This window comes from Pleomorphomonas koreensis DSM 23070 (assembly GCF_000425185.1).
Taxonomy (GTDB): Bacteria; Pseudomonadota; Alphaproteobacteria; order Rhizobiales; family Pleomorphomonadaceae; genus Pleomorphomonas; species Pleomorphomonas koreensis.
Genome location: NZ_AULH01000006.1, coordinates 23,596 through 41,125, shown reverse-complemented (window position 1 = coordinate 41,125; position 17,530 = coordinate 23,596). Strand labels below are relative to the sequence as shown.

General features: G+C 66.0%; 18 protein-coding genes. 7 read left to right on the top strand and 11 right to left on the bottom strand.

Annotation, left to right across the window (positions count from 1 at the left end):
• Window positions 1-444: 444 nt before the first annotated feature.
• From xylF to H512_RS0103635, 3 genes are all read left to right on the top strand, one after another.
• Window positions 445-1,452: a D-xylose ABC transporter substrate-binding protein gene (gene xylF, locus H512_RS0103645; protein ID WP_026782314.1), complete on the top strand. Its 1,008-nt coding sequence runs from the start codon at window positions 445-447 to the stop codon at window positions 1,450-1,452.
• 385 nt (window positions 1,453-1,837) lie between these two features.
• Window positions 1,838-3,376, top strand: coding sequence for a xylose ABC transporter ATP-binding protein (locus tag H512_RS0103640; protein ID WP_026782313.1), 1,539 nt, complete (start codon window positions 1,838-1,840; stop codon window positions 3,374-3,376).
• 127 nt (window positions 3,377-3,503) lie between these two features.
• Window positions 3,504-4,673 carry a sugar ABC transporter permease gene (locus H512_RS0103635; protein WP_026782312.1) on the top strand — a complete coding sequence of 390 codons (1,170 nt, stop codon included), beginning with the start codon at window positions 3,504-3,506 and terminating at the stop codon, window positions 4,671-4,673.
• 137 nt (window positions 4,674-4,810) lie between these two features.
• On the opposite strand, the gene H512_RS0103630 is transcribed toward H512_RS0103635, so the two are convergent.
• Window positions 4,811-5,857 (bottom strand): dipeptidase, encoded by a 1,047-nt coding sequence (locus tag H512_RS0103630; protein WP_026782311.1) that lies wholly within the window; start codon window positions 5,855-5,857, stop codon window positions 4,811-4,813.
• A gap of 255 nt (window positions 5,858-6,112) precedes the next feature.
• Here H512_RS0103630 and H512_RS22390 point away from each other — a divergent pair, with 255 nt between their 5' ends.
• Window positions 6,113-6,430 (top strand): DUF2249 domain-containing protein, encoded by a 318-nt coding sequence (locus tag H512_RS22390; RefSeq protein WP_053239527.1) that lies wholly within the window; start codon window positions 6,113-6,115, stop codon window positions 6,428-6,430.
• Between the two features lie 131 nt (window positions 6,431-6,561).
• On the opposite strand, the gene H512_RS22385 is transcribed toward H512_RS22390, so the two are convergent.
• The 5 genes from H512_RS22385 to H512_RS0103600 form a co-directional block, all read right to left on the bottom strand.
• Window positions 6,562-9,018: a glycogen/starch/alpha-glucan phosphorylase gene (locus H512_RS22385; protein WP_084798283.1), complete on the bottom strand. Its 2,457-nt coding sequence runs from the start codon at window positions 9,016-9,018 to the stop codon at window positions 6,562-6,564.
• Between the two features lie 285 nt (window positions 9,019-9,303).
• A complete protein-coding gene (prmB, locus tag H512_RS0103615; RefSeq protein WP_026782310.1) occupies window positions 9,304-10,224 on the bottom strand; it encodes a 50S ribosomal protein L3 N(5)-glutamine methyltransferase in 921 nt (306 codons plus the stop codon).
• 78 nt (window positions 10,225-10,302) lie between these two features.
• Window positions 10,303-10,782: a GNAT family N-acetyltransferase gene (locus tag H512_RS0103610; RefSeq protein ID WP_210162657.1), complete on the bottom strand. Its 480-nt coding sequence runs from the start codon at window positions 10,780-10,782 to the stop codon at window positions 10,303-10,305.
• A 191-nt stretch (window positions 10,783-10,973) separates the two neighbouring features.
• Window positions 10,974-11,396, bottom strand: a complete 423-nt coding sequence (locus H512_RS0103605; protein WP_026782308.1) for a hypothetical protein — start codon at window positions 11,394-11,396, stop codon at window positions 10,974-10,976.
• Between the two features lie 49 nt (window positions 11,397-11,445).
• On the bottom strand, window positions 11,446-11,784 hold the full coding sequence (locus H512_RS0103600) for a hypothetical protein (protein ID WP_026782307.1): 339 nt from the start codon (window positions 11,782-11,784) through the stop codon (window positions 11,446-11,448).
• An 11-nt stretch (window positions 11,785-11,795) separates the two neighbouring features.
• Between H512_RS0103600 and H512_RS27425 the strand changes: the two genes are divergently transcribed.
• Window positions 11,796-12,410, top strand: coding sequence for a hypothetical protein (locus H512_RS27425; protein ID WP_210162656.1), 615 nt, complete (start codon window positions 11,796-11,798; stop codon window positions 12,408-12,410).
• A 66-nt stretch (window positions 12,411-12,476) separates the two neighbouring features.
• On the opposite strand, the gene H512_RS22380 is transcribed toward H512_RS27425, so the two are convergent.
• From H512_RS22380 to H512_RS0103585, 3 genes are read right to left on the bottom strand one after another with little or no spacing between them, the layout of a single operon-like run.
• Window positions 12,477-14,051: a copper resistance CopC/CopD family protein gene (locus H512_RS22380; RefSeq protein WP_053239526.1), complete on the bottom strand. Its 1,575-nt coding sequence runs from the start codon at window positions 14,049-14,051 to the stop codon at window positions 12,477-12,479.
• A gap of 49 nt (window positions 14,052-14,100) precedes the next feature.
• Complete coding sequence (locus tag H512_RS0103590) at window positions 14,101-14,625, bottom strand: YcnI family copper-binding membrane protein (RefSeq protein WP_026782306.1); 525 nt, start codon at window positions 14,623-14,625, stop codon at window positions 14,101-14,103.
• A 40-nt stretch (window positions 14,626-14,665) separates the two neighbouring features.
• Complete coding sequence (locus H512_RS0103585) at window positions 14,666-15,022, bottom strand: hypothetical protein (protein WP_156899335.1); 357 nt, start codon at window positions 15,020-15,022, stop codon at window positions 14,666-14,668.
• 385 nt (window positions 15,023-15,407) lie between these two features.
• Here H512_RS0103585 and H512_RS0103580 point away from each other — a divergent pair, with 385 nt between their 5' ends.
• Window positions 15,408-16,352 carry a lysylphosphatidylglycerol synthase domain-containing protein gene (locus H512_RS0103580; protein ID WP_026782304.1) on the top strand — a complete coding sequence of 315 codons (945 nt, stop codon included), beginning with the start codon at window positions 15,408-15,410 and terminating at the stop codon, window positions 16,350-16,352.
• Between the two features lie 112 nt (window positions 16,353-16,464).
• A complete protein-coding gene (locus H512_RS22375) occupies window positions 16,465-16,707 on the top strand; it encodes a hypothetical protein (RefSeq protein ID WP_053239525.1) in 243 nt (80 codons plus the stop codon).
• An 8-nt stretch (window positions 16,708-16,715) separates the two neighbouring features.
• Here the strand turns inward: H512_RS22375 and H512_RS0103570 are convergent, their stop codons facing one another.
• Entirely contained in the window at window positions 16,716-17,117 is a 402-nt protein-coding gene (locus tag H512_RS0103570) for a NifB/NifX family molybdenum-iron cluster-binding protein (protein WP_026782303.1), read from the bottom strand.
• Entirely contained in the window at window positions 17,114-17,506 is a 393-nt protein-coding gene (locus H512_RS22370) for a DUF134 domain-containing protein (RefSeq protein ID WP_053239524.1), read from the bottom strand. The genes H512_RS0103570 and H512_RS22370 overlap by 4 nt, the downstream gene beginning before the upstream one ends.
• Window positions 17,507-17,530 lie beyond the last annotated feature (24 nt).

The window sequence follows — 17,530 nt, the reverse complement described above, 5'->3', positions numbered from 1 at the left end:
GAGTATATTTTGAGGGTCGAATTTTACCGGTGACCTGGAGGGCGCCGGGACGCATGGATCAAGGACGGGAGGGAGCGTTCTTGATGTAATCACATCAAGCAGGGCGGACATCCGGCAGGATGAAGCGCCTCAGAGGTTTGTCGCGCCAAGGCAGAAAAAGGCGCGGCTTGGCTGACGTCGAGGGGAACCTCATGACGAAGATAGGAAATTTCTTCGTCAAATGGATGATGGTCACAACGCATCTACGCAATCAAAATGAGTTGCGCCCATCATCGCTTTGAGGCATCTATCCTCGCGTGAGGTACATTCCGAACCAACGGCGGGGCCCATGACGGGTGTTGCCGGGGGAAGTGACCGGAGGAGCAACCATCCGGTCGTGGTTCGGATGCAAGGAGGCCGCCGGGGAGGCGGCCAGGCCCGAAGAGGCCTTCAGGAGGAGTGACAATGAAACTTTCTACCATTCTTTCGAGCACGATTCTGGCCGCCGCCGTTGCGCTGCCGATGGCCGCCCAGGCGTCCGCCGACAAGCCGGTCATCGGTTTCTCGATCGACGATCTGCGCGTCGAGCGCTGGGCTCGCGACCGCGACTATTTCATTGCCGCCGCCAAGGAAGTGGGCGCCCAGGTGATCGTGACCTCGGCCGACGCCAACGAGCAGAAGCAGGTCAATCAGGTCGAGAACCTGATCTCCCAGAAGGTCGACGCCATCGCCATCGTGCCGATGAACTCGCAGGTGTTCGGCGAAGTGATCGACGAGGCCCACAAGGCCGGCATCAAGATCCTGTCCTATGACCGCCTGATCCTGAACGCCGACGAAGACGCCTACATCTCCTTCGACAACGAGCGCGTCGGCTTCCTGCAGGCCGAGGCCGTCCTCAAGGCGGTTCCGGAAGGCAACTACTACCTGCTCGGCGGCGCCCCGACCGACAACAATGCCAAGCTGCTGCGCGCTGGCCAGGAGAAGGCCATCCAGGCGGCCGTCGACGCCGGCAAGGTCAAGGTCATCGGCTCGCAGTGGGTCAAGGAGTGGAGCCCGACCGAAGCGCTGTCGATCATGGAGAACGCGCTCACGGCCGCCGACAACAAGATCGACGCGGTCATCGCCTCGAACGACGGCACGGCCGGCGGCGCCATCCAGGCTCTCGCCGCCCAGGGTCTGGCCGGCAAGGTGGCCATCTCCGGCCAGGACGCCGACCTCGCCGCCATCAAGCGGGTGATCGACGGCACGCAGACGGTCACCGTCTACAAGCCGCTGCAGCTGATCGCCTCCGAGGCCGCCAAGCTGTCGGTCAAGCTGGTCAAGGGTGAGCCCGTCGAGTTCAACGCCAAGCTCGACAACGGCAAGAAGGAAGTCGACTCCCTCCTGCTGACCCCGATCCCGCTGACCAAGGAAAACGTGATGAAGGTCGTCGAGGACGGCTTCTACACGAAGGAGCAGGTCGAGGCCAAGTGATCCTCTAGACAATGGACCGGGGCGGGCTTACCCGCCCCGGCGCCGTATGGGCCGGTCGGATCGGGATGGTCCGGAGGCTTTCCGTCGCATCCGCCACTTCCCGGCAAGCCGCACGCCCTCGGGGTCGGCGGTCGGGCAGGGCCCGACGCGGCGGATGGACGGCTGCCGGCCAGGGCCGGCGGATGGTCTTCATGGCGGAAGACAGCGACGTGTCGCGGTTCCCGAGGGGTGCCGTGCCGGTTCGGAAGGTCGCGGGGGCGGCGCCGGATCATCGTCGGCAAACGCCGGTTTTGGGAAGCGACAGGCCTGAGCGGCCTCGATCGGAGAAGGATGGCGCGCGATGCCGGCCCGAGGCCGCCCGCGCCGCCCGAAGGGAGTGCGGTCCATGTCAGACTACCTCTTGGAGATGCATGACATCACCAAGGACTTTAATGGCGTCAAGGCGATCGATGGAATCAATCTCCGGGTTCGCCGGGGCGAATGCGTGGGTCTTTGCGGCGAGAACGGCGCCGGCAAGTCGACCATGATGAAGGTTCTGTCGGCGGTCTACCCTTACGGGACCTGGTCGGGCCAGATCATTTGGGAAGGCAAGGAACTCAAGGCGCGCAACATCCGCGAGACCGAGGAAGCCGGCATCGTCATCATCCACCAGGAGCTGATGATGGTGCCGCACCTGACGGTGGCCGAGAACATCTTCCTCGGCTCCGAGCCGCGCACCAAGGCTGGCTTCATCGACTACGACCTGATGAACGCCGAGGCCGCCAAGCTGATGGCTCGCCTCAAGATGGGTGACATCAACGTCGCCCTGCCGGTCTACAACTATTCGGGCGGCAAGCAGCAGCTGGTCGAGATCGCCAAGGCGCTCAACAAGAACGCCAAGCTGCTGATCCTCGACGAGCCGACCTCGGCGCTGACCACCTCCGAGACCCAGACGCTGCTCGACCTCGTCAAGGAGTTCAAGGCCAACGGCATGGCCTGCGTCTACATCTCGCACAAGCTCGACGAGGTATCGGAGATCGCCGACACCGTCACCGTCATCCGCGACGGCACCCATATCGGCACGCTGCCGATGGCCGAACTCGACACCAACAAGATCATCACCATGATGGTCGGCCGCGAGATGAAGAACCTCTTCCCGCGCGAGGCCCATGACATCGGCGACGTGGTGTTCGAGGCGAAGAACATCTCCTGCTGGGACGTCACCAACCGCGAACGCAAGGTGGTGGACGACGTCTCCTTCGAGATTCGCAAGGGCGAGATCCTCGGCGTCGCCGGCCTGGTCGGCGCCGGTCGGACGGAGCTTGCCTGCAAGCTGTTCGGCTGCTGGCGCGGCGACCACGAGGGCAAGGTGTTCCTCGACGGCAAGGAAATCCACATTCGCGAGCCGCGCGACGCCGTCAAGCTCGGCATCTGCATGGTGCCCGAAGACCGCAAGCGCCACGGCATCATCCCGCTGATGGGGGTGGGCTACAACATCACCATGTCGGTGCTGAAGCGCTACACCAGCGGTGGCTTCATCCAGTCCGAGGCCGAGCTGGCCGAGATCCAGAACCAGATCATCCGCATGAAGGTCAAGACGGCCGAGCCGCTCCTGCCGATTGCCTCGCTGTCGGGCGGCAACCAGCAGAAGGCGGTGGTCGCCAAGATGCTGCTGCCCGAGCCGACGGTGCTGATCCTCGACGAGCCGACGCGCGGCATCGACGTCGGCGCCAAGTACGAGATCTACAAGCTGATCTTCGAACTGGCCAAGCAGGGCGTCGCGGTGCTGATGATCTCGTCGGAAATGCCGGAAGTGCTCGGCATCAGCGATCGCGTGCTGGTGATGGGCGAGGGCAAGCTGCGGGGCAACTTCATCAACGAAGGGCTCACGCAGGAGAAGGTTCTGGCCGCCGCCATCGGACAGCCAGTCACCGAAGCCGCCTGACGCGCCATTTCCCGGCGCGGGAGCCCGCCGGCTCCCGCTCTTTCCAAGTCTTCGTTTTCCCGCAACCGCCTTTTCCGGGACGACCGCAACTTCCCGGGCGGCTGCTCAAGATCACCGGTGCACGACCATGACCCTCACCAAGAAAGACGTCAGGAAGTTCCTGTCCGAGTACAAGATCGTCGCTCTTTTGATCGTCATCGCGATCATCTGGCTTTTCTTCGGCTACCTGACCTATGACTCCGACCTCGGCGGCTCGCAGTTCCTGACGCCGCGCAACTTCTCCAACCTTCTTCGCCAGATGGCGATTACCGGCATGCTGGCATCGGCGATGGTGTTCGTCATCGTCGCCGGCGAAATCGACCTGTCGGTCGGCTCGCTGCTCGGCCTCCTGGGCGGCATCGCGGCGGTGCTCGACGTCACCTATTCATGGCCGCTGTGGGCAACGATCCTGCTGGTCATCGCCCTCGGCCTGTTCTTCGGCGTGATGGTCGGCTGGCTCACCGCCTATCTCGGCATTCCCTCATTCATCGTCACGCTGGGCGGCCAGCTGGCCTTCCGCGGCATGGTGCTCGGCCTCACCGGCGGCATCACCATCGCTCCGGTGCACGCCGACCTGAAGTTCATCGGTCAGGGCTACCTGCCGGAATGGCTCGGCAACATCGGCGGCGTGCTGCTGTTCCTGGTGCTGGTGTTCCTCGCCTTCCGCACCCGCGCCAACCGCCAGAAGCACAGCCTGACGGTATCGTCGATGCCGGCCGAGGTCGGTCGCCTGCTGTTCGCCGGCGCCATCATCCTCGGCTTCGTGCTGACGCTCAACGACTACCAGGGCGTTCCGGTGCCGGTGCTGATCCTCTTGATCATCCTCGCCGTGTTCACGGTCATCGGCAACAAGACCACCTTCGGCCGCCACATCTATGCGGTCGGCTCCAACATGGAGGCGACGCGGCTCTCCGGCGTCAACGTCGCCTACGTGAAGATGATGGTGTTCGCGCTGATGGGCCTGATGTGCGCCTTCGCCGGCCTCACCACCACCGCCCGCCTCGCCGCCGGCACGCCGTCGGCCGGCTTCGGCAACGAACTCGACGCCATCGCCTCCTGCTTCATCGGCGGCACGTCGATGCGCGGTGGCGTCGGCTCGGTGTCCGGCGCGCTGGTCGGCGCGGTGATCATGGCCAGCCTCGACAACGGCATGTCGATGCTCGGCATCGACACCTTCTGGCAGCAGATCGTCAAGGGCATCATCCTGGTGGCCGCCGTCTACATGGATATCGTCTCCTCCGGTAACCAGCGCGGCTGACGGCCCCGGCCGGCGCTTCCGGGCGCCGGCCCTCTTTTCGCGACATCGGCGCTGGCGGGCGCCGGTCGCCGTCTGGACAAACAAAACCCCGGTCGCTGGCGGCCGGGGTTTTTATCGTCGAACGGGGAGGGACTGCTTCACTCCCGCCAGGTCGTCGCCAGCACGCGCAGCCAGTTGTCGCGGCAAAGCTTGGCCAGGTCCGCCTCGCCGTAACCGGCCTGCCGCAGCGCGCCCACCAGCGCCTGCTGGCCGGCGGCGTCGCCGATCTCGGCCGGAATGGTGGCGCCGTCGTAGTCGGAGCCGAGGCCGACGCCGTCGATGCCGAGGTGCTCCACCAGATGCTCGACGTGGCGGACCATGTCGGTGAGTGGCGTCGCGGCGCTGTCGCGGCCGTCCGGCCTCAGGAAAGAGGCGGCGTAGTTGAGACCGACCATGCCACCCGACGCCCTGATCGCCGCGAGCTGGCGGTCGGTGAGGTTGCGCGACACCGGCGTGATGGCGTGGACGTTGGAGTGGGTGGCGACGAGCGGCATCTCCGAGATCTCGGCGACGTCCCAGAAGCCCTGCTCGGTGATGTGCGACAGGTCGACCAGGATGCCGAGCCGGTTGCAGGCTTTGACCAGCCGGACGCCGGCTTCCGTCAGGCCGGGGCCGGTGTCGGGCGAGCTGGGATAGGCGAAGGGCACGCCGTGGCCGAAGATGTTGGGGCGGCTCCACACCGGCCCGAGCGAGCGCAGGCCGGCGGCGTGGAAGGCGTCGAGCGCGTAGAGGTCGGCGTCGAGGGCCTCGCAGCCCTCCATGTGCAGCACGGCGGCGAAGACGCCGGCGTCGATGGCCTCATGGATCGCCGCCGTCGAGGTGCAGAGGCGCCAGACGCCCTCCCGGTCGAGCCGGCGGGCGATGCCGGCCATGGCGATGGCGGCGGCCAGTGCCGCCGGCTGGTCGACCGGCGCGGCGAGCGGCGAAGAATAGGCGCCACCCTCGAAGCTCGGGCGCGGGCCTTGCGGCGACGGCACGAAGATGGCGCAGAGGCCGCCGACGAGGCCACCGGCTCGGGCGCGCGGACCATCTATATGACCGGTGGCGATGCCGTCGCGGAACTCGGCGATCGGGTCGCCGCCCCTCATCGCCGTTTCCCAAAGGCGCATCAGAACGTCGTTGTGTCCGTCGAATACAGGCTGCATCGCACCATCGCTTATTCGGAAGCAGGGGTCGCCCAGGACGGGCAGCGCTTCGGGGTGGGGCGGCGAGGGGTGGGCATCGGCCCGTTCCCCAACGCGCGTTGAGACTCCAAGTGGTAGGAGCCTCCCGGATGGAGGTCAACACGCCTGGCGCCGCCCGACAGATAGGAGAGATTTTTTCTCCGGTTTGCGCCGGCGCAAAGAAGCCGGCCGCCGACCCTCCTATGGTCCGCTCGACGACGAAGCGGAGACAACAGCATGACCGACACCGGACTCGCCCAGGACCTCGAACTCGATGTGCGTGGGATGCCCTGCGTCAACCGTCGCGCCATCATCTTCGGCAACTTCGCCAAGCTCGCCGACGGCGAATCGCTGATCGTCATCAACGACCACGAGCCGGTCGGTCTGCGCGGCCATTTCGAGGACGTCGCTTCGGGCTATTACAGCTGGGAGCCGCTGCCGCGTACCTCCGACGCCTTTCGCGTCCGCATCACCCGCTCGGCCTACGATCCGGAGCTGGCCCGTCAGGGCACCGCGGCGCTGGCCGCTCTGGAACGCCACGCCTGCGACCACTGATTTTCTTCCGCTGCTCGGGGCGGAAAACCGGACGGGCGGCAAGGCCGAAAGGCCTGCCGCCCGTTCTGCATTCTGAGGGACGCGACGGCGATCGTCCGTGCCCCGCAGGGCACGGATAAATCGCGCTGGCGTCAGAAGCTCGGCTCGACGCCCCAGATGTCCTTCGAGTAGCCGCGGATGGTGCGGTCGGAGGAGAACCAGCCGACCTTGGTGGTGTTGAGGATCGACCGCTCGGTCCAGCGCGCCCGGTCGCGGTAGTCGACGTCGACAGTGCGCTGGGTCTGGAAGTAGGACTGGAAGTCGGCCGTCACCAGGAACCAGTCGGTGTGCCAGAGGCGGTCGGCCACCTCGTTGAAGCGGCCGTGGTCGTCCGGCGAGAAGGTGCCGTTGACCATGGCGTCGATGGCGCCCTTCAGCGTCGGGTCGCTGTCGATGGTGGCGTTGGGGTTGTAGCCGCGCTGGCGCAGGCCGGCGACGTCCTCGGCGGTCAGGCCGAAGATGTAGATGTTGTCGGGACCGACGCGTTCGGCGATCTCGACGTTGGCGCCGTCGAGCGTGCCGATGGTCAGCGCGCCGTTCAGCGCCAGCTTCATGTTGCCGGTGCCGGAGGCTTCCATGCCGGCCGTCGAAATCTGCTCGGAGAGGTCGGCGGCCGGGATGATCACCTCGGCCAGCGACACGTTGTAGTTCGGCAGCACCGCCACCTTCAGCCGGTCGCCGATGATCGGATCGTTGTTGACGACGCGGGCGACGTCGTTGGCCAGCTTGATGATGCGCTTGGCGATCTGGTAGCCGGGGGCCGCCTTGCCGCCGAAGATCTTGACGCGCGGCGTCCACTCGGCGCCGGGGCCGCGGCGGATGGCCTGGTAGAGGGCGATCGTCTCCAGGACGTTGAGAAGCTGGCGCTTGTACTCGTGCATGCGCTTGATCTGCACATCGAACAGCGCCGACGGATCGACCCTGAGGCCGATGCGCCGCTCGATCTCGGCGGCCAGCCGCACCTTGTTGGCGCGTTTGGCGGCGGCGAACTTCTCCTGGAAGCTGGCGTCGGTGGCGAACTTCGACGCCTCCTCGATCTTCTCCAGATTGTCGATCCAGCCTTCGCCGATCGCCTCGATCAGCAGCGAGCGGAGGCCGGGATTGCACTCGTAGAGCCAGCGGCGCGGCGTGATGCCGTTGGTCTCGTTGACGATGCGGTCGGGGTAGAGCAGGTGGTAGTCCTTGAATACCGTCTGCTTCATCAGTTCGGTGTGCAGCGCCGACACGCCGTTCACCCGGCGCGAGCCGACGAAGGCGAGGCTGCCCATCTTGATCTCGCTGCCCCACTCGATGATGCGGATGGCATCGAGCGACACCGGCAGGTTGCGGCCCTGCACCTCGGCCAGGTGATGGTAGTCGATCCATTCGATGATTTGCATGTGGCGCGGCAGCACCTTGCGGAACAGGTTGGTGTTCCAGCGCTCCAGCGCCTCGGGCATCAGCGTGTGGTTGGTGTAGCTGAGGCACTGGCGGGTGATCTCGAAGGCTTCCGGGAAGGTCAGCCGGTAGTCGTCGGCAAGGATGCGCATCAGTTCGGCGACGGCGATCGACGGATGCGTATCGTTCATCTGGATCGCCACCTGCTCGGGCAGCTTGCGGATGTCATCGTTGTCTTCGAGGAAGCGACGAAGGATGTCCTGCAGCGAAGCGGAGGTGAAGAAATACTCCTGCTTCAGACGCAGCTCCTTGCCCTCGGCCGTGGTGTCGTCGGGATAGAGCACGCGCGAGATGGTCTCGGCACGGATGGTCTTCTCGGCGGCCGACATGTAGTCGCCGTGGTTGAAGCGGCCGAGATCGAGCACCTCCACCGGGCGCGATGCCCACAGGCGCAGCGTGTTGACGTGGCGGCCCTTCCAGCCGGCGATCGGCGTGTCGTAGGCAACGGCCTTCACCGTCTCGTCGGCGCGCCAGTAGGTGGCGCCGTGGCCGTCGAAGGAGATCTGGCCGCCGAACTTGACGAGATAGGCCATCTCGGCCCGCTCGAACTCCCAGGCGCGGCCGGACACCAGCCAGTCCTCCGGCTCCTCCACCTGCCAGCCGTCGTGGAAGCGCTGGCGGAACAGGCCGTGGTCGTAGCGGATGCCGTAGCCGTGGGCGGGGATGCCCAGCGTCGACATGGAATCGAGGAAGCAGGCGGCGAGGCGGCCGAGGCCGCCGTTGCCGAGGGCGGCGTCGCTCTCCTGCTCCAACTGGGCCTGGTAGTCGATGCCGAGTTCGGCGCAGGCGGCGCGCACCTGCGCCTCGATGCCGAGGTTGCAGACGGCGTCGTTGAGCAGACGGCCGATCAGGAATTCCATGGAGAGATAGTAGACGTGCTTCTTCTGGCCGGCGTGCGAGGCCCTGGTGGAATCGAACCAGCGCTCCACCACCTTGTCGCGCACGGCAAGCGACAGGGCCATGCTCCAGTCCTTGGCGGTCGCCCGCGACGGATCCTTGCCGACGGCGTATCTCAGCTTGGCACGAATGGCATCCCTGAAGGCTTCGGCCGTGAGGGTGGGCGCGGTCCCGGCGGAGCCGGCGACCTCATCAATCCTGGAAGTGTCGTTCATCGGTGATCCCTGCGGTTTCGATTCATTTTCGCCGATGAAGGTTACGAGGTGGTGACCAAAACCTTCCGGCTACGCCGTAACGCCAAGTACCGTCGCCAGTTAAAGTCCGGCAAAACTTAAAAGGCGCGGCGTCGACCTTTCGGGCGGACACTGGCGAGCACCAGTGCGCCTGTCTAGGCCCACGGCAACACAGGCAGCGAAAAACCACCTCAAAACGACAAAAGATCAAGCGGAAATTGCATAGCTCATGTAGTCCGGATGTTGAGCCATGCGTTTGATGCGGGTCTAGCCGTCGTCGATGACGCCGAGTGCGGCGGCCGGCAACCAGAACACCTCGCCCTCGGATTCGGCTGTATCGAGCCAGAAGAAGGGTAAATCAGGATAGTTCATCTCCAGAATTTCCCGGTTGCTGCCGATCTCGCAAAGCAGGCCGCCGCCGGGATTGAGATGGTCCGGCGCCGCCTCGATGATGCGGCGGACGAGGTCGAGGCCATCGATGCCGCCGGCAAGCGCCAGCTCCGGCTCTTGCCGGTATTCGTCGGGCAGGGCCGCCATGGCCTCGTCGTCGACATAGGGCGGGTTGGAGATGATCAGGTCGTAGCGGCGGCCTTCGAGCGGCGCGAACAGGTCGCCGTGATGGAGGCCGACGCGGCCGTCGCCCAGGCGGTCGACGTTGATCGCCGCGACATCGAGGGCGTCCTCGGAGAGGTCGACGGCGTCGACGGCGGCGTTGGGGAACACGTTTGCCGCCAGAATGGCGAGACAGCCGGAGCCGGTGCAGATGTCGGCGACCGACAGTACGTCGTAGCGGTCGCGGATCAGCGAGGCCGCGCCCTCGCCGGAGAAGACTTCCGAAAACAGCAGCTCGCCGATGAAGGAGCGCGGCACGATGACGCGCCGATCGACCACGAAGGGCACGCCCTGGATATAGGCGGTGCCGACCACGTAGGGCGTCGGCAGCTTCTCGTCGACGCGGCGACCGATGCGCTCGATCAGCAACTGCCGCTCGGCGCGCGTCAGGCGGGCGTCGAGCCAGGGATTGATGTCGTCGATCGGCAGGTGCAGCGATTCCAGGATCAGGAAGACGGCGTCGTCGAGCGCCTCGCTGGTGCCGTGGCCGATGCCGATGTCGGCGGCGCCGTAACGGCTGATGGCGTAGCGCAGGAAGTCTCGTACGGTGAGGAGATCGTCGGCGATATCGGTCACGGCGGTGTTCCGGAAGGAGAGGGCGCGGCTCTAATGGCATGGCGACGGCGGCGCCGCAATCGGCATGTCGGCGTGGGCTCAGGCGATCGGCCGGTCGCCCTTGTCGAGGAAGACCAGCGTCAGCCCCGCATGCACTCCCGCGCGCCGCGTTTCGCGGTAGCCCAGGCGTTCGTAAAGGCGCAGGTTGCCGGCGCTCTTGTGGCCGGTGAACAGCTCGAAGCGGCTGCCGGCCGGGAACAGCGCTTCCAGCCGCCGCAGCAGGCGCGAGCCGATGCCCCGGCCTTGCAGATCGGGGTGTACCATCAGCCGCCCAACGCGGCAGACGCCGTCTTCCACGCGGCCGCGCACCGAGCCGACAATGCGGCCACCGGCCATCGCCTTCAGGACGCGCGCGTCGGCGAACTCTTCCTCCAGCCCGGCGAGCGTCTGGGTGAGCGGCGGGATGGCATCGTCGCCGTAAAGCTCGGCCTCGGCCTGGTAGGCGAGCTTCTGAAGGGCCAGGATTTCGGCGGCATCCGCGATCCCGGCATTCTCGATCGTCATCGCTTCCACGGTCATGGTCTCCGATCCCCCAGGCGTCCGCCGGTCCGGACCGGGCTTGCGGCTTTTCGTCCGGCGCCGCCTCGACAATGCGCAGCTTGCCGCCAGACGTCCAGTGCCGGCAGCGACCGATGGCTTTCGACCAGCGTCGGCAAATCGGCCACGTATCCGAGCGGCCGGAGGGTCAACCGGCCCGTCGGAGGCGACCGTCAGGAGGCCATCGCCCCTGAGAGGTGAGACTGAAGGCCGTCCGGCGTGACAACGACGAGGTGTGTGGAGCGCTGGACGAGGTGGACCGCGCCGGCCGATACAAGGAAGGTCGGCTTCCCTTCCAGGAGCAGCTTCAGGAACAGACGGGAGGCGAGAAACTCTTTCATCGCAATCAGGCCGCTGTTGCGGGGCGGCAATCTGCCGATCTCCAGAAGGCCGCGATCGTTGAGGCCGATCTCGGTCTCGACAACGACGAAGGGCGGGGCATTGTCGTCGATCAAATTCCGCATGGCGCGTGGCAATAAACAATACAAGGCATCGATGACAACGAGCCTCATGTCCCCATACGAGGACATGCGGGAGTCGCCCATGAACTCCACCAGCGACTTCAGATCGTGAAAGATTATGTATCCGGATTCCATTTAAGCCCCCGGTTGCAGATGCCGAGCGGGATTGCCGCGCCGTATCCCCTCAGCACTCGCGGGATTTCAATTTTTGGTCGCAGTAGGCCCTTGCCCGCGCGCATATCTCATTGGCAAGCGATTGCGCGGCATCGCGCGCGTCGAGACCTGCCTGGGTCCACGGTTCGGTTGAAGCAACGGCATCAATTATACCTCTCAGGGGCGCCTTCAGAGAGTGAATCTCCGTGACTTCGCAAATGATGTCCATCGCATTCAGTATTCTATGCAAGTCGTCTAAAAGCATACCGTCGATGTATTTCATTGTGTGGCGTGCGTTGACAATCGGTTGATCATCACCGAAGAGCCTTATGATCTTTTTCTCCAGTTTATCGTCTGGATGTTTAGCCATCGAACGACTCCGTGAAACGCCAGACAACCCGCAAGAGATTCGTCGGCGATTTCCATATATCTCTGCACCTTGTCAGGCGCATGATGTGCGTGAACAATCTGCCCCTGCATCACCTGAGGGTATTTTTCTCAATGAGAAAGGTTAATAACTTGCGTAAATTTGCATGTATCGTGACAAAAACCGTAGGTAGAGATCATTGGCAAAACGACGGATTGTCAGATTCGGCATATCGCGCTTTGTCGCTACACCCGGCCATTCCGGGTTCCGCCGCTGACATGGGCGTCAGCGAGGGCAGTCTGGCTCCTCTGCATAAGGACCAGTCGGCCTGGTGCGTGGCGCGCGATACCCGGCAGTTCAGTCTGGCCGGTGTCCAGCCGAAAACGGCGTTTCTCTTCGACGGCGTGCGTTGGGGAGTACCCTCGGGACGCAAGGCCAAGACGCATATTCTGAAGCCGCCGGTCGAAGCCTTTGATGGACACGCCGAGAACGGGCCTCTGTGCCTGGCACTGGCGCGTAAGCTCGGATTTCCGCGCGAGCCGGACCGGTCGACCTTACTGGCCGCCCTCGACACTGTCCGCTGGAGCCACTCCAGCAAAAGCGGGAACCGGCTTTGTGTCCGGATTTGAGTCTGAACAGAGAAACAGAGCATTTCCGGTGACCCTGTTCTCACCGGAAAATGCTCCAGGGCCTCGTCATGGCACCACCAGCTTGCCCTCGAAGGACAGGCTGTCGAAGTCGCTGATCAGCACGTCGAGGCGCAGGTCCCAGGCGCCGCCGACCGGGAAGGTCAGCCCGTCGACATGCCAGCGCCCGAGCGTCGCGAGCGTCGCCTGCCGCCGCATGGGCTCGAGGCCGGCGGCCGGATTGGCGAGGCTGAGACGCACCTCGCGCGCCGTCAGCACCCGGCCGTCGGCGCCGGTCAGCCAGATGTCGAGGCCGGCTTGGCCGCTGAACTGGACCATTGCCATGCCGCGGGCGGTCTGGATGTGCAGCATCGTGGCATGGCGGTGGCTTGCCGCTGCGGCGGCGGCAAGGCTGCGCGGCGGCGGCGTGAAGCGCCAGCCGGCGACGACGGCGAGCACCGCCAGCAGCAGGCAGACGTCCACCATCAGCACCCGGCCGAGGGCAACACCGTCGCCCGTCGCGGCCTTCGGCACGAGGATGCGACGATTGATCGCGCCAATGCCGAGCATGGCAAGCACCAGCAGCAGCTTGCCGCCGAGCAGGCGGCCATAGGCCGTGCCGGTCAGCGAGGCTATGGTCACCCCTTGCAGGAAGGCGAGCGTCAGGCCCGACAGGGCCAGCAGCGCCACGGTCGGCAACAGCAGGCCGGAAAGCCGTTGCGCGATCCGGCCCGCCTGCGGCTGGCGCGTCGATACCAGGATCAGCAGCGGCAACAGCGAGCCGCCCCACAACGCTGCCGCGGCGCCGTGCAGGGCGAGGGCAGGGCGAGCCGCCCAGGCCGGTGAGGCGGTGCTGGCGTGGCCGCTCAGCGTCAGTGCCGCCGCCACCGTGAGAAGCGCCAGCGACGCGGTTCCTGCCGCCAGCCGGCTGGTGGGGAAGCGGAGCGCCCCGGCGGCAAGGGCGAGCGCCACGGCGCCGGTGACCAGCGTCGCCCCGTAGCCGGATTTCAGGCCGGCCAGCCAGATGGCGGCGCTGCCGAGGTCGCCGAGGCCCTTGCCGAACGCGTCGAGCCCTTGCAGGCCGAAAGATAGCGCCGAGGCGATGGCGCCGACGCCGATCAGGCCGAGCACGGCGCGGTCGGCCACGGCCGGGCGCCGCCCGCCGGCGATGACCATCAGAAAGAAGGCGCCGCCGACGCCGCCGATCCAGCCGATGTAGACGCCGATCCGGGCGAGCCAGAGCAGTGGCGCGATGGCCGACGCCTCGGGCGCGGCGGCTGCGCGGCTGCTGGCGTGGCCGATGGAGAAGGTCGTCGTGCCGCCGATCGGGTGGCCATCGGCCGAGGCGACGCGCCAGCTCAAGGCATAGGTTCCCGCGCCGGCATCGGCCGGCAGGGTCACCAGCAGGTCGTTGTCGCGTGCCGTCGCCGTCACCTCGGCCTCCCGGCCGTCGGGAGCGAACAGCTTGACCGCCAGCGGCGTGACCGGCTCGTTGAAGGCCAGCCGCAATTCACCGGGCGGCCGGGCGGCCACGCTGCCTTCGGCGGGGTCGCTGTCGAGCAGCGTGGCGTGGGCGAAAGCGGCGGTGGCGAGCATCGCCCCGCCGATTGCCGCCAAAACGATTCTTGCGAGGAGGCGCAGCATCGGATCCTCCCTGAAAGGGGACGGCGCGGTTGCCCGCGCCGCCATTTCCTCACTTGGCGGGCGCGACGATCCTGACGCCGGGCGCCGGCGACTCGTAGTCGTCGGCGGTCTTGCCGTCGGCCGGGATTTCGATCCAGCGTTCGGTCTTGTCGCCCTCGCATTGCTGCACCACCGGGAAATACACCGTGCTGCCGGCGGCAAAGGCGTCGGTCAGCGTGCCGCGGAAGACGAACTCGTCATAGTAATCGTCGGGCAGGTTGCCGGTCCAGGACAGCTCCTTGACGCCTTCGGTGACTGTGTTGCCGTGCAACTGGTAACTGCCGTCATACTTGCCCTTGACGATGTCGAGCGTCCAGCCCGCCTTGGGCATCGGCTTCACGCCGATGAAGCCCTCGGGAATCTGCACCCGCACCTTCAGCGTCGCGGCTCCGGCGCAGCCGTGCGGCACGCGCAGCACGGCCTTGTAGGTGGATCCGGCGGTCGCCTGCGGCGCCTCCAGCGTGACGTGGGCGAGGGCGGGTGAGGCAAGCATGAGCGCGGCGGCTCCGAGAGCGGCCAGTCTGGTCTTGGTCATGATGTGGGTCCTTGGGGATCGAATGATGGAAATGGTCCGATCACGCGATCTCCGGCGGCGCCCGCGCCCCGACGGGACCCGTCCTTGGGGTGGCGATGCCGTGACGGAGCACGACGACGGCGGCGACCACCGCCACCGGCGCCGCGATCCGCTGCGGCAGGCCGGCCATCCGGTCGAGCGGCCCGACCGCCGTGCCGAGCTTGCCGCACAGTACACACCAGTCGCAGCCTGCCTGGCCGGAAGGCGCACCGTGCTTGTCCGAAGGCTGATGGCCGGCGGGGGCCGAATGGCAAAGGGTGACGTCGACGGTCGTTGCGGCGGCCGGCTGCGGCATCGGCAGCAAAAGCTGCAGCGCCAGCGCCATCGCGGCCGCCAGCGCCATCGTGCTCCTCGCCATCCGCGCCCACCGGCCCACGCCGCGTCCTCCGCTCCGGTTGCAAATGACTTGCAGTCTTTCGCAAAGCTTTACGGACTTCTTTGCTCCATCGCAAACTCAAGTTTTTGAATGAACAATCGCGACGGCCGACGAGGGTCGGCGCCAGCCGGCAAATGCCATGCCGATCGCCGCGTTCTGGCCTGCGGAATTGGCGTTTGACCTCAGGAAGTGCCGACGCGCCGCCGTCCCAACCGTCTCCTTTGATTGAGGAACCGTCACGGCGGCACCGCGTTTCTGCGAAGGCCCTTCTTGAGCATTGATCCAGCCCCGTCGTCGCCCGTAAACTGCGAGCTTCGCCGGGCCCGCGGGCCCCCGTCGACGAGGTGCCAGCGAGCGGCCGGAACGAATGAAGCTGAAGCGTTATTTCTGGCCCGTGGTGGCGACGGCGACGGTCGCGCTTTCCGTATGGCTTCTTCTCCGCGAACTGCACGGCCTTTCCCTGGAGAAGGTGGGCGACAGCCTCACCGCGATCCCGCCGCTGCACTGGATGCTTGCCGCGGTTTCCACGCTGATCGCCTATGCGGCGCTCGCCGGCTACGACCGGGTGGCGCTCCTGCATCTCGGCAAGCGAATAAACTGGCTGTTCATCACCATCTGTTCGTTCACCACCTATGCGCTTTCGCACAACATCGGCGCCTCAGTGGTGTCCGGCGGCGTGGTCCGCTACCGCGCCTATTCCACCAAGGGGCTGTCGCCGGCCGAGATCGGTTTCCTGATTGCCTTCTGCTCCTTCACCTTCGCCCTGGGCACGGTGACGCTGATCGGCATCGTGCTGGTGCTCGATCCCGACATCGTCCTGCGCTTCGGCGACCTTCTGCCGATCGCGGCATCACGGGCCACCGGCATCTTCCTGCTGGTCCTGGTGGCCTTCTACGTGCTCGGCAGCGTCATGCGGCTGAAGCCGTGGCATGTCGGCCGCTTCACCATTGTCTATCCGTCGCTGCACGTGACGCTGTCTCAGCTCGCCGTCGGCACCTGCGAGTTGCTGGGAGCGGCCGGCATCATCTATTTCGCGCTGCCGGAGGCGGGCAACCCCGGCTATTTCGTGGTGCTCGGCATTTTCCTCGCCTCCTTCTCGGCGGCGCTGATCTCGCATGTGCCGGGCGGCCTTGGCGTGCTGGAACTGGTGTTCGTCATGGGCCTGCCGGACATGGGCGACGCCGACGTCATCGCCGCCCTGCTGGTGTTCAGGCTGTTCTACCTGATCATCCCGTTCATGATGGCGCTGGTGGTGGTGCCGCTGTTCGAGCGCTCGCGCTTCCGCTCCGAGGAAACCTCCGGCGAAACGTGATCACGCCGGACTGGAACATGAGACTATTTTTCATGTTTATAATGATTCGGCCGGCGATGCGTCAGGTTCGCCGATCGCCGGTCCGGCCATACTGCCGGAGGAGGACGCCGCAATGACCATCTCCAGCCTGCCGCTTCTGGTGCGCTTTCTGATTCGCCACGCCGCCATCGGCTTCGGCGTGGCGCTGCTGTTCGTCGGCCTGCTGCTCGCTTTCGACGTCGGCGGCATCGCCACGCTGATCTTCGCCTCGTCATCGGCGGCGCTGGCGCTGGCCATCCTCACCTTTTCGGTGGGGCTGACCTTTTCCAGCGTGCAGATGGGCTTCGCCGTGATGTTCCTGCGCGACGACGGCTGAACGGTGGCTCAGTGGTCGTGGTGGCCGCAGCCTTCCGCGTCCTCGGCATGGTGGGCGCAGGTGTGATCGCTGGAGAACGCGGCAAGTCCGCCTTTCAGAAAGGCATCGACCACCTCGCTGACCTTGCGGGCCTCGCCGGCATGGTAAGGCTGGATGCCCGAGGCGAGGAAACCGTGCAGTGGCCGCGCGCCCATGCCGTAGGCGGCGATTGCCGTGACGCCTTGCCGGGCAAGCCGCTCGACCGGAACGAGACAGCTGTCGTGCTCGCCGGCCGGCATCACCGCCGCTCCGGTCACGCGGCCGTTCTCTATGCGGAACAGCGAGAAGGCGTCGCAATGGCCGAAGTGCATGGCAATGTCGGCATCGAGGCCGCCGGGCGCCTCGGAGGGAACGGCAAACAGCGTGGTCATGGTCGATCTGGTCCTTTGTTGTCGACAGTCTGGGCATCCCCTTCGGAAGAATCGTCCGTATGGAGGCCGGCCGGCCGATGCCCGCAGTCGGCGCCGCGCGGCCGGGTGATCGCCCCGCCTTCGACGCGCAGCGCCAGGCCGCGGCTGATCGCCGTCGCCGTCGTCCGGCGGGCTTCGGCGAGAATCCGCGACAGCGTCGACCGCGAGACGCCCATGCGCCGCGCCGCCTCCTGCTGGTCGAAACCCTCGGCGTCGACGAGGCGCAGCGCCTCGCAGCCGTCGCGGGTCAGCACCACCTCGCGCAGGGTGACGAGCGGAATGCCTTGCGGCTTGAAGTAGCTCGCCGGCACGTCGTCCGAAACAACACGGGGCTTCTGCGGTCTCGCCATCCTCTCTCCGTTTTGGGAATGCAC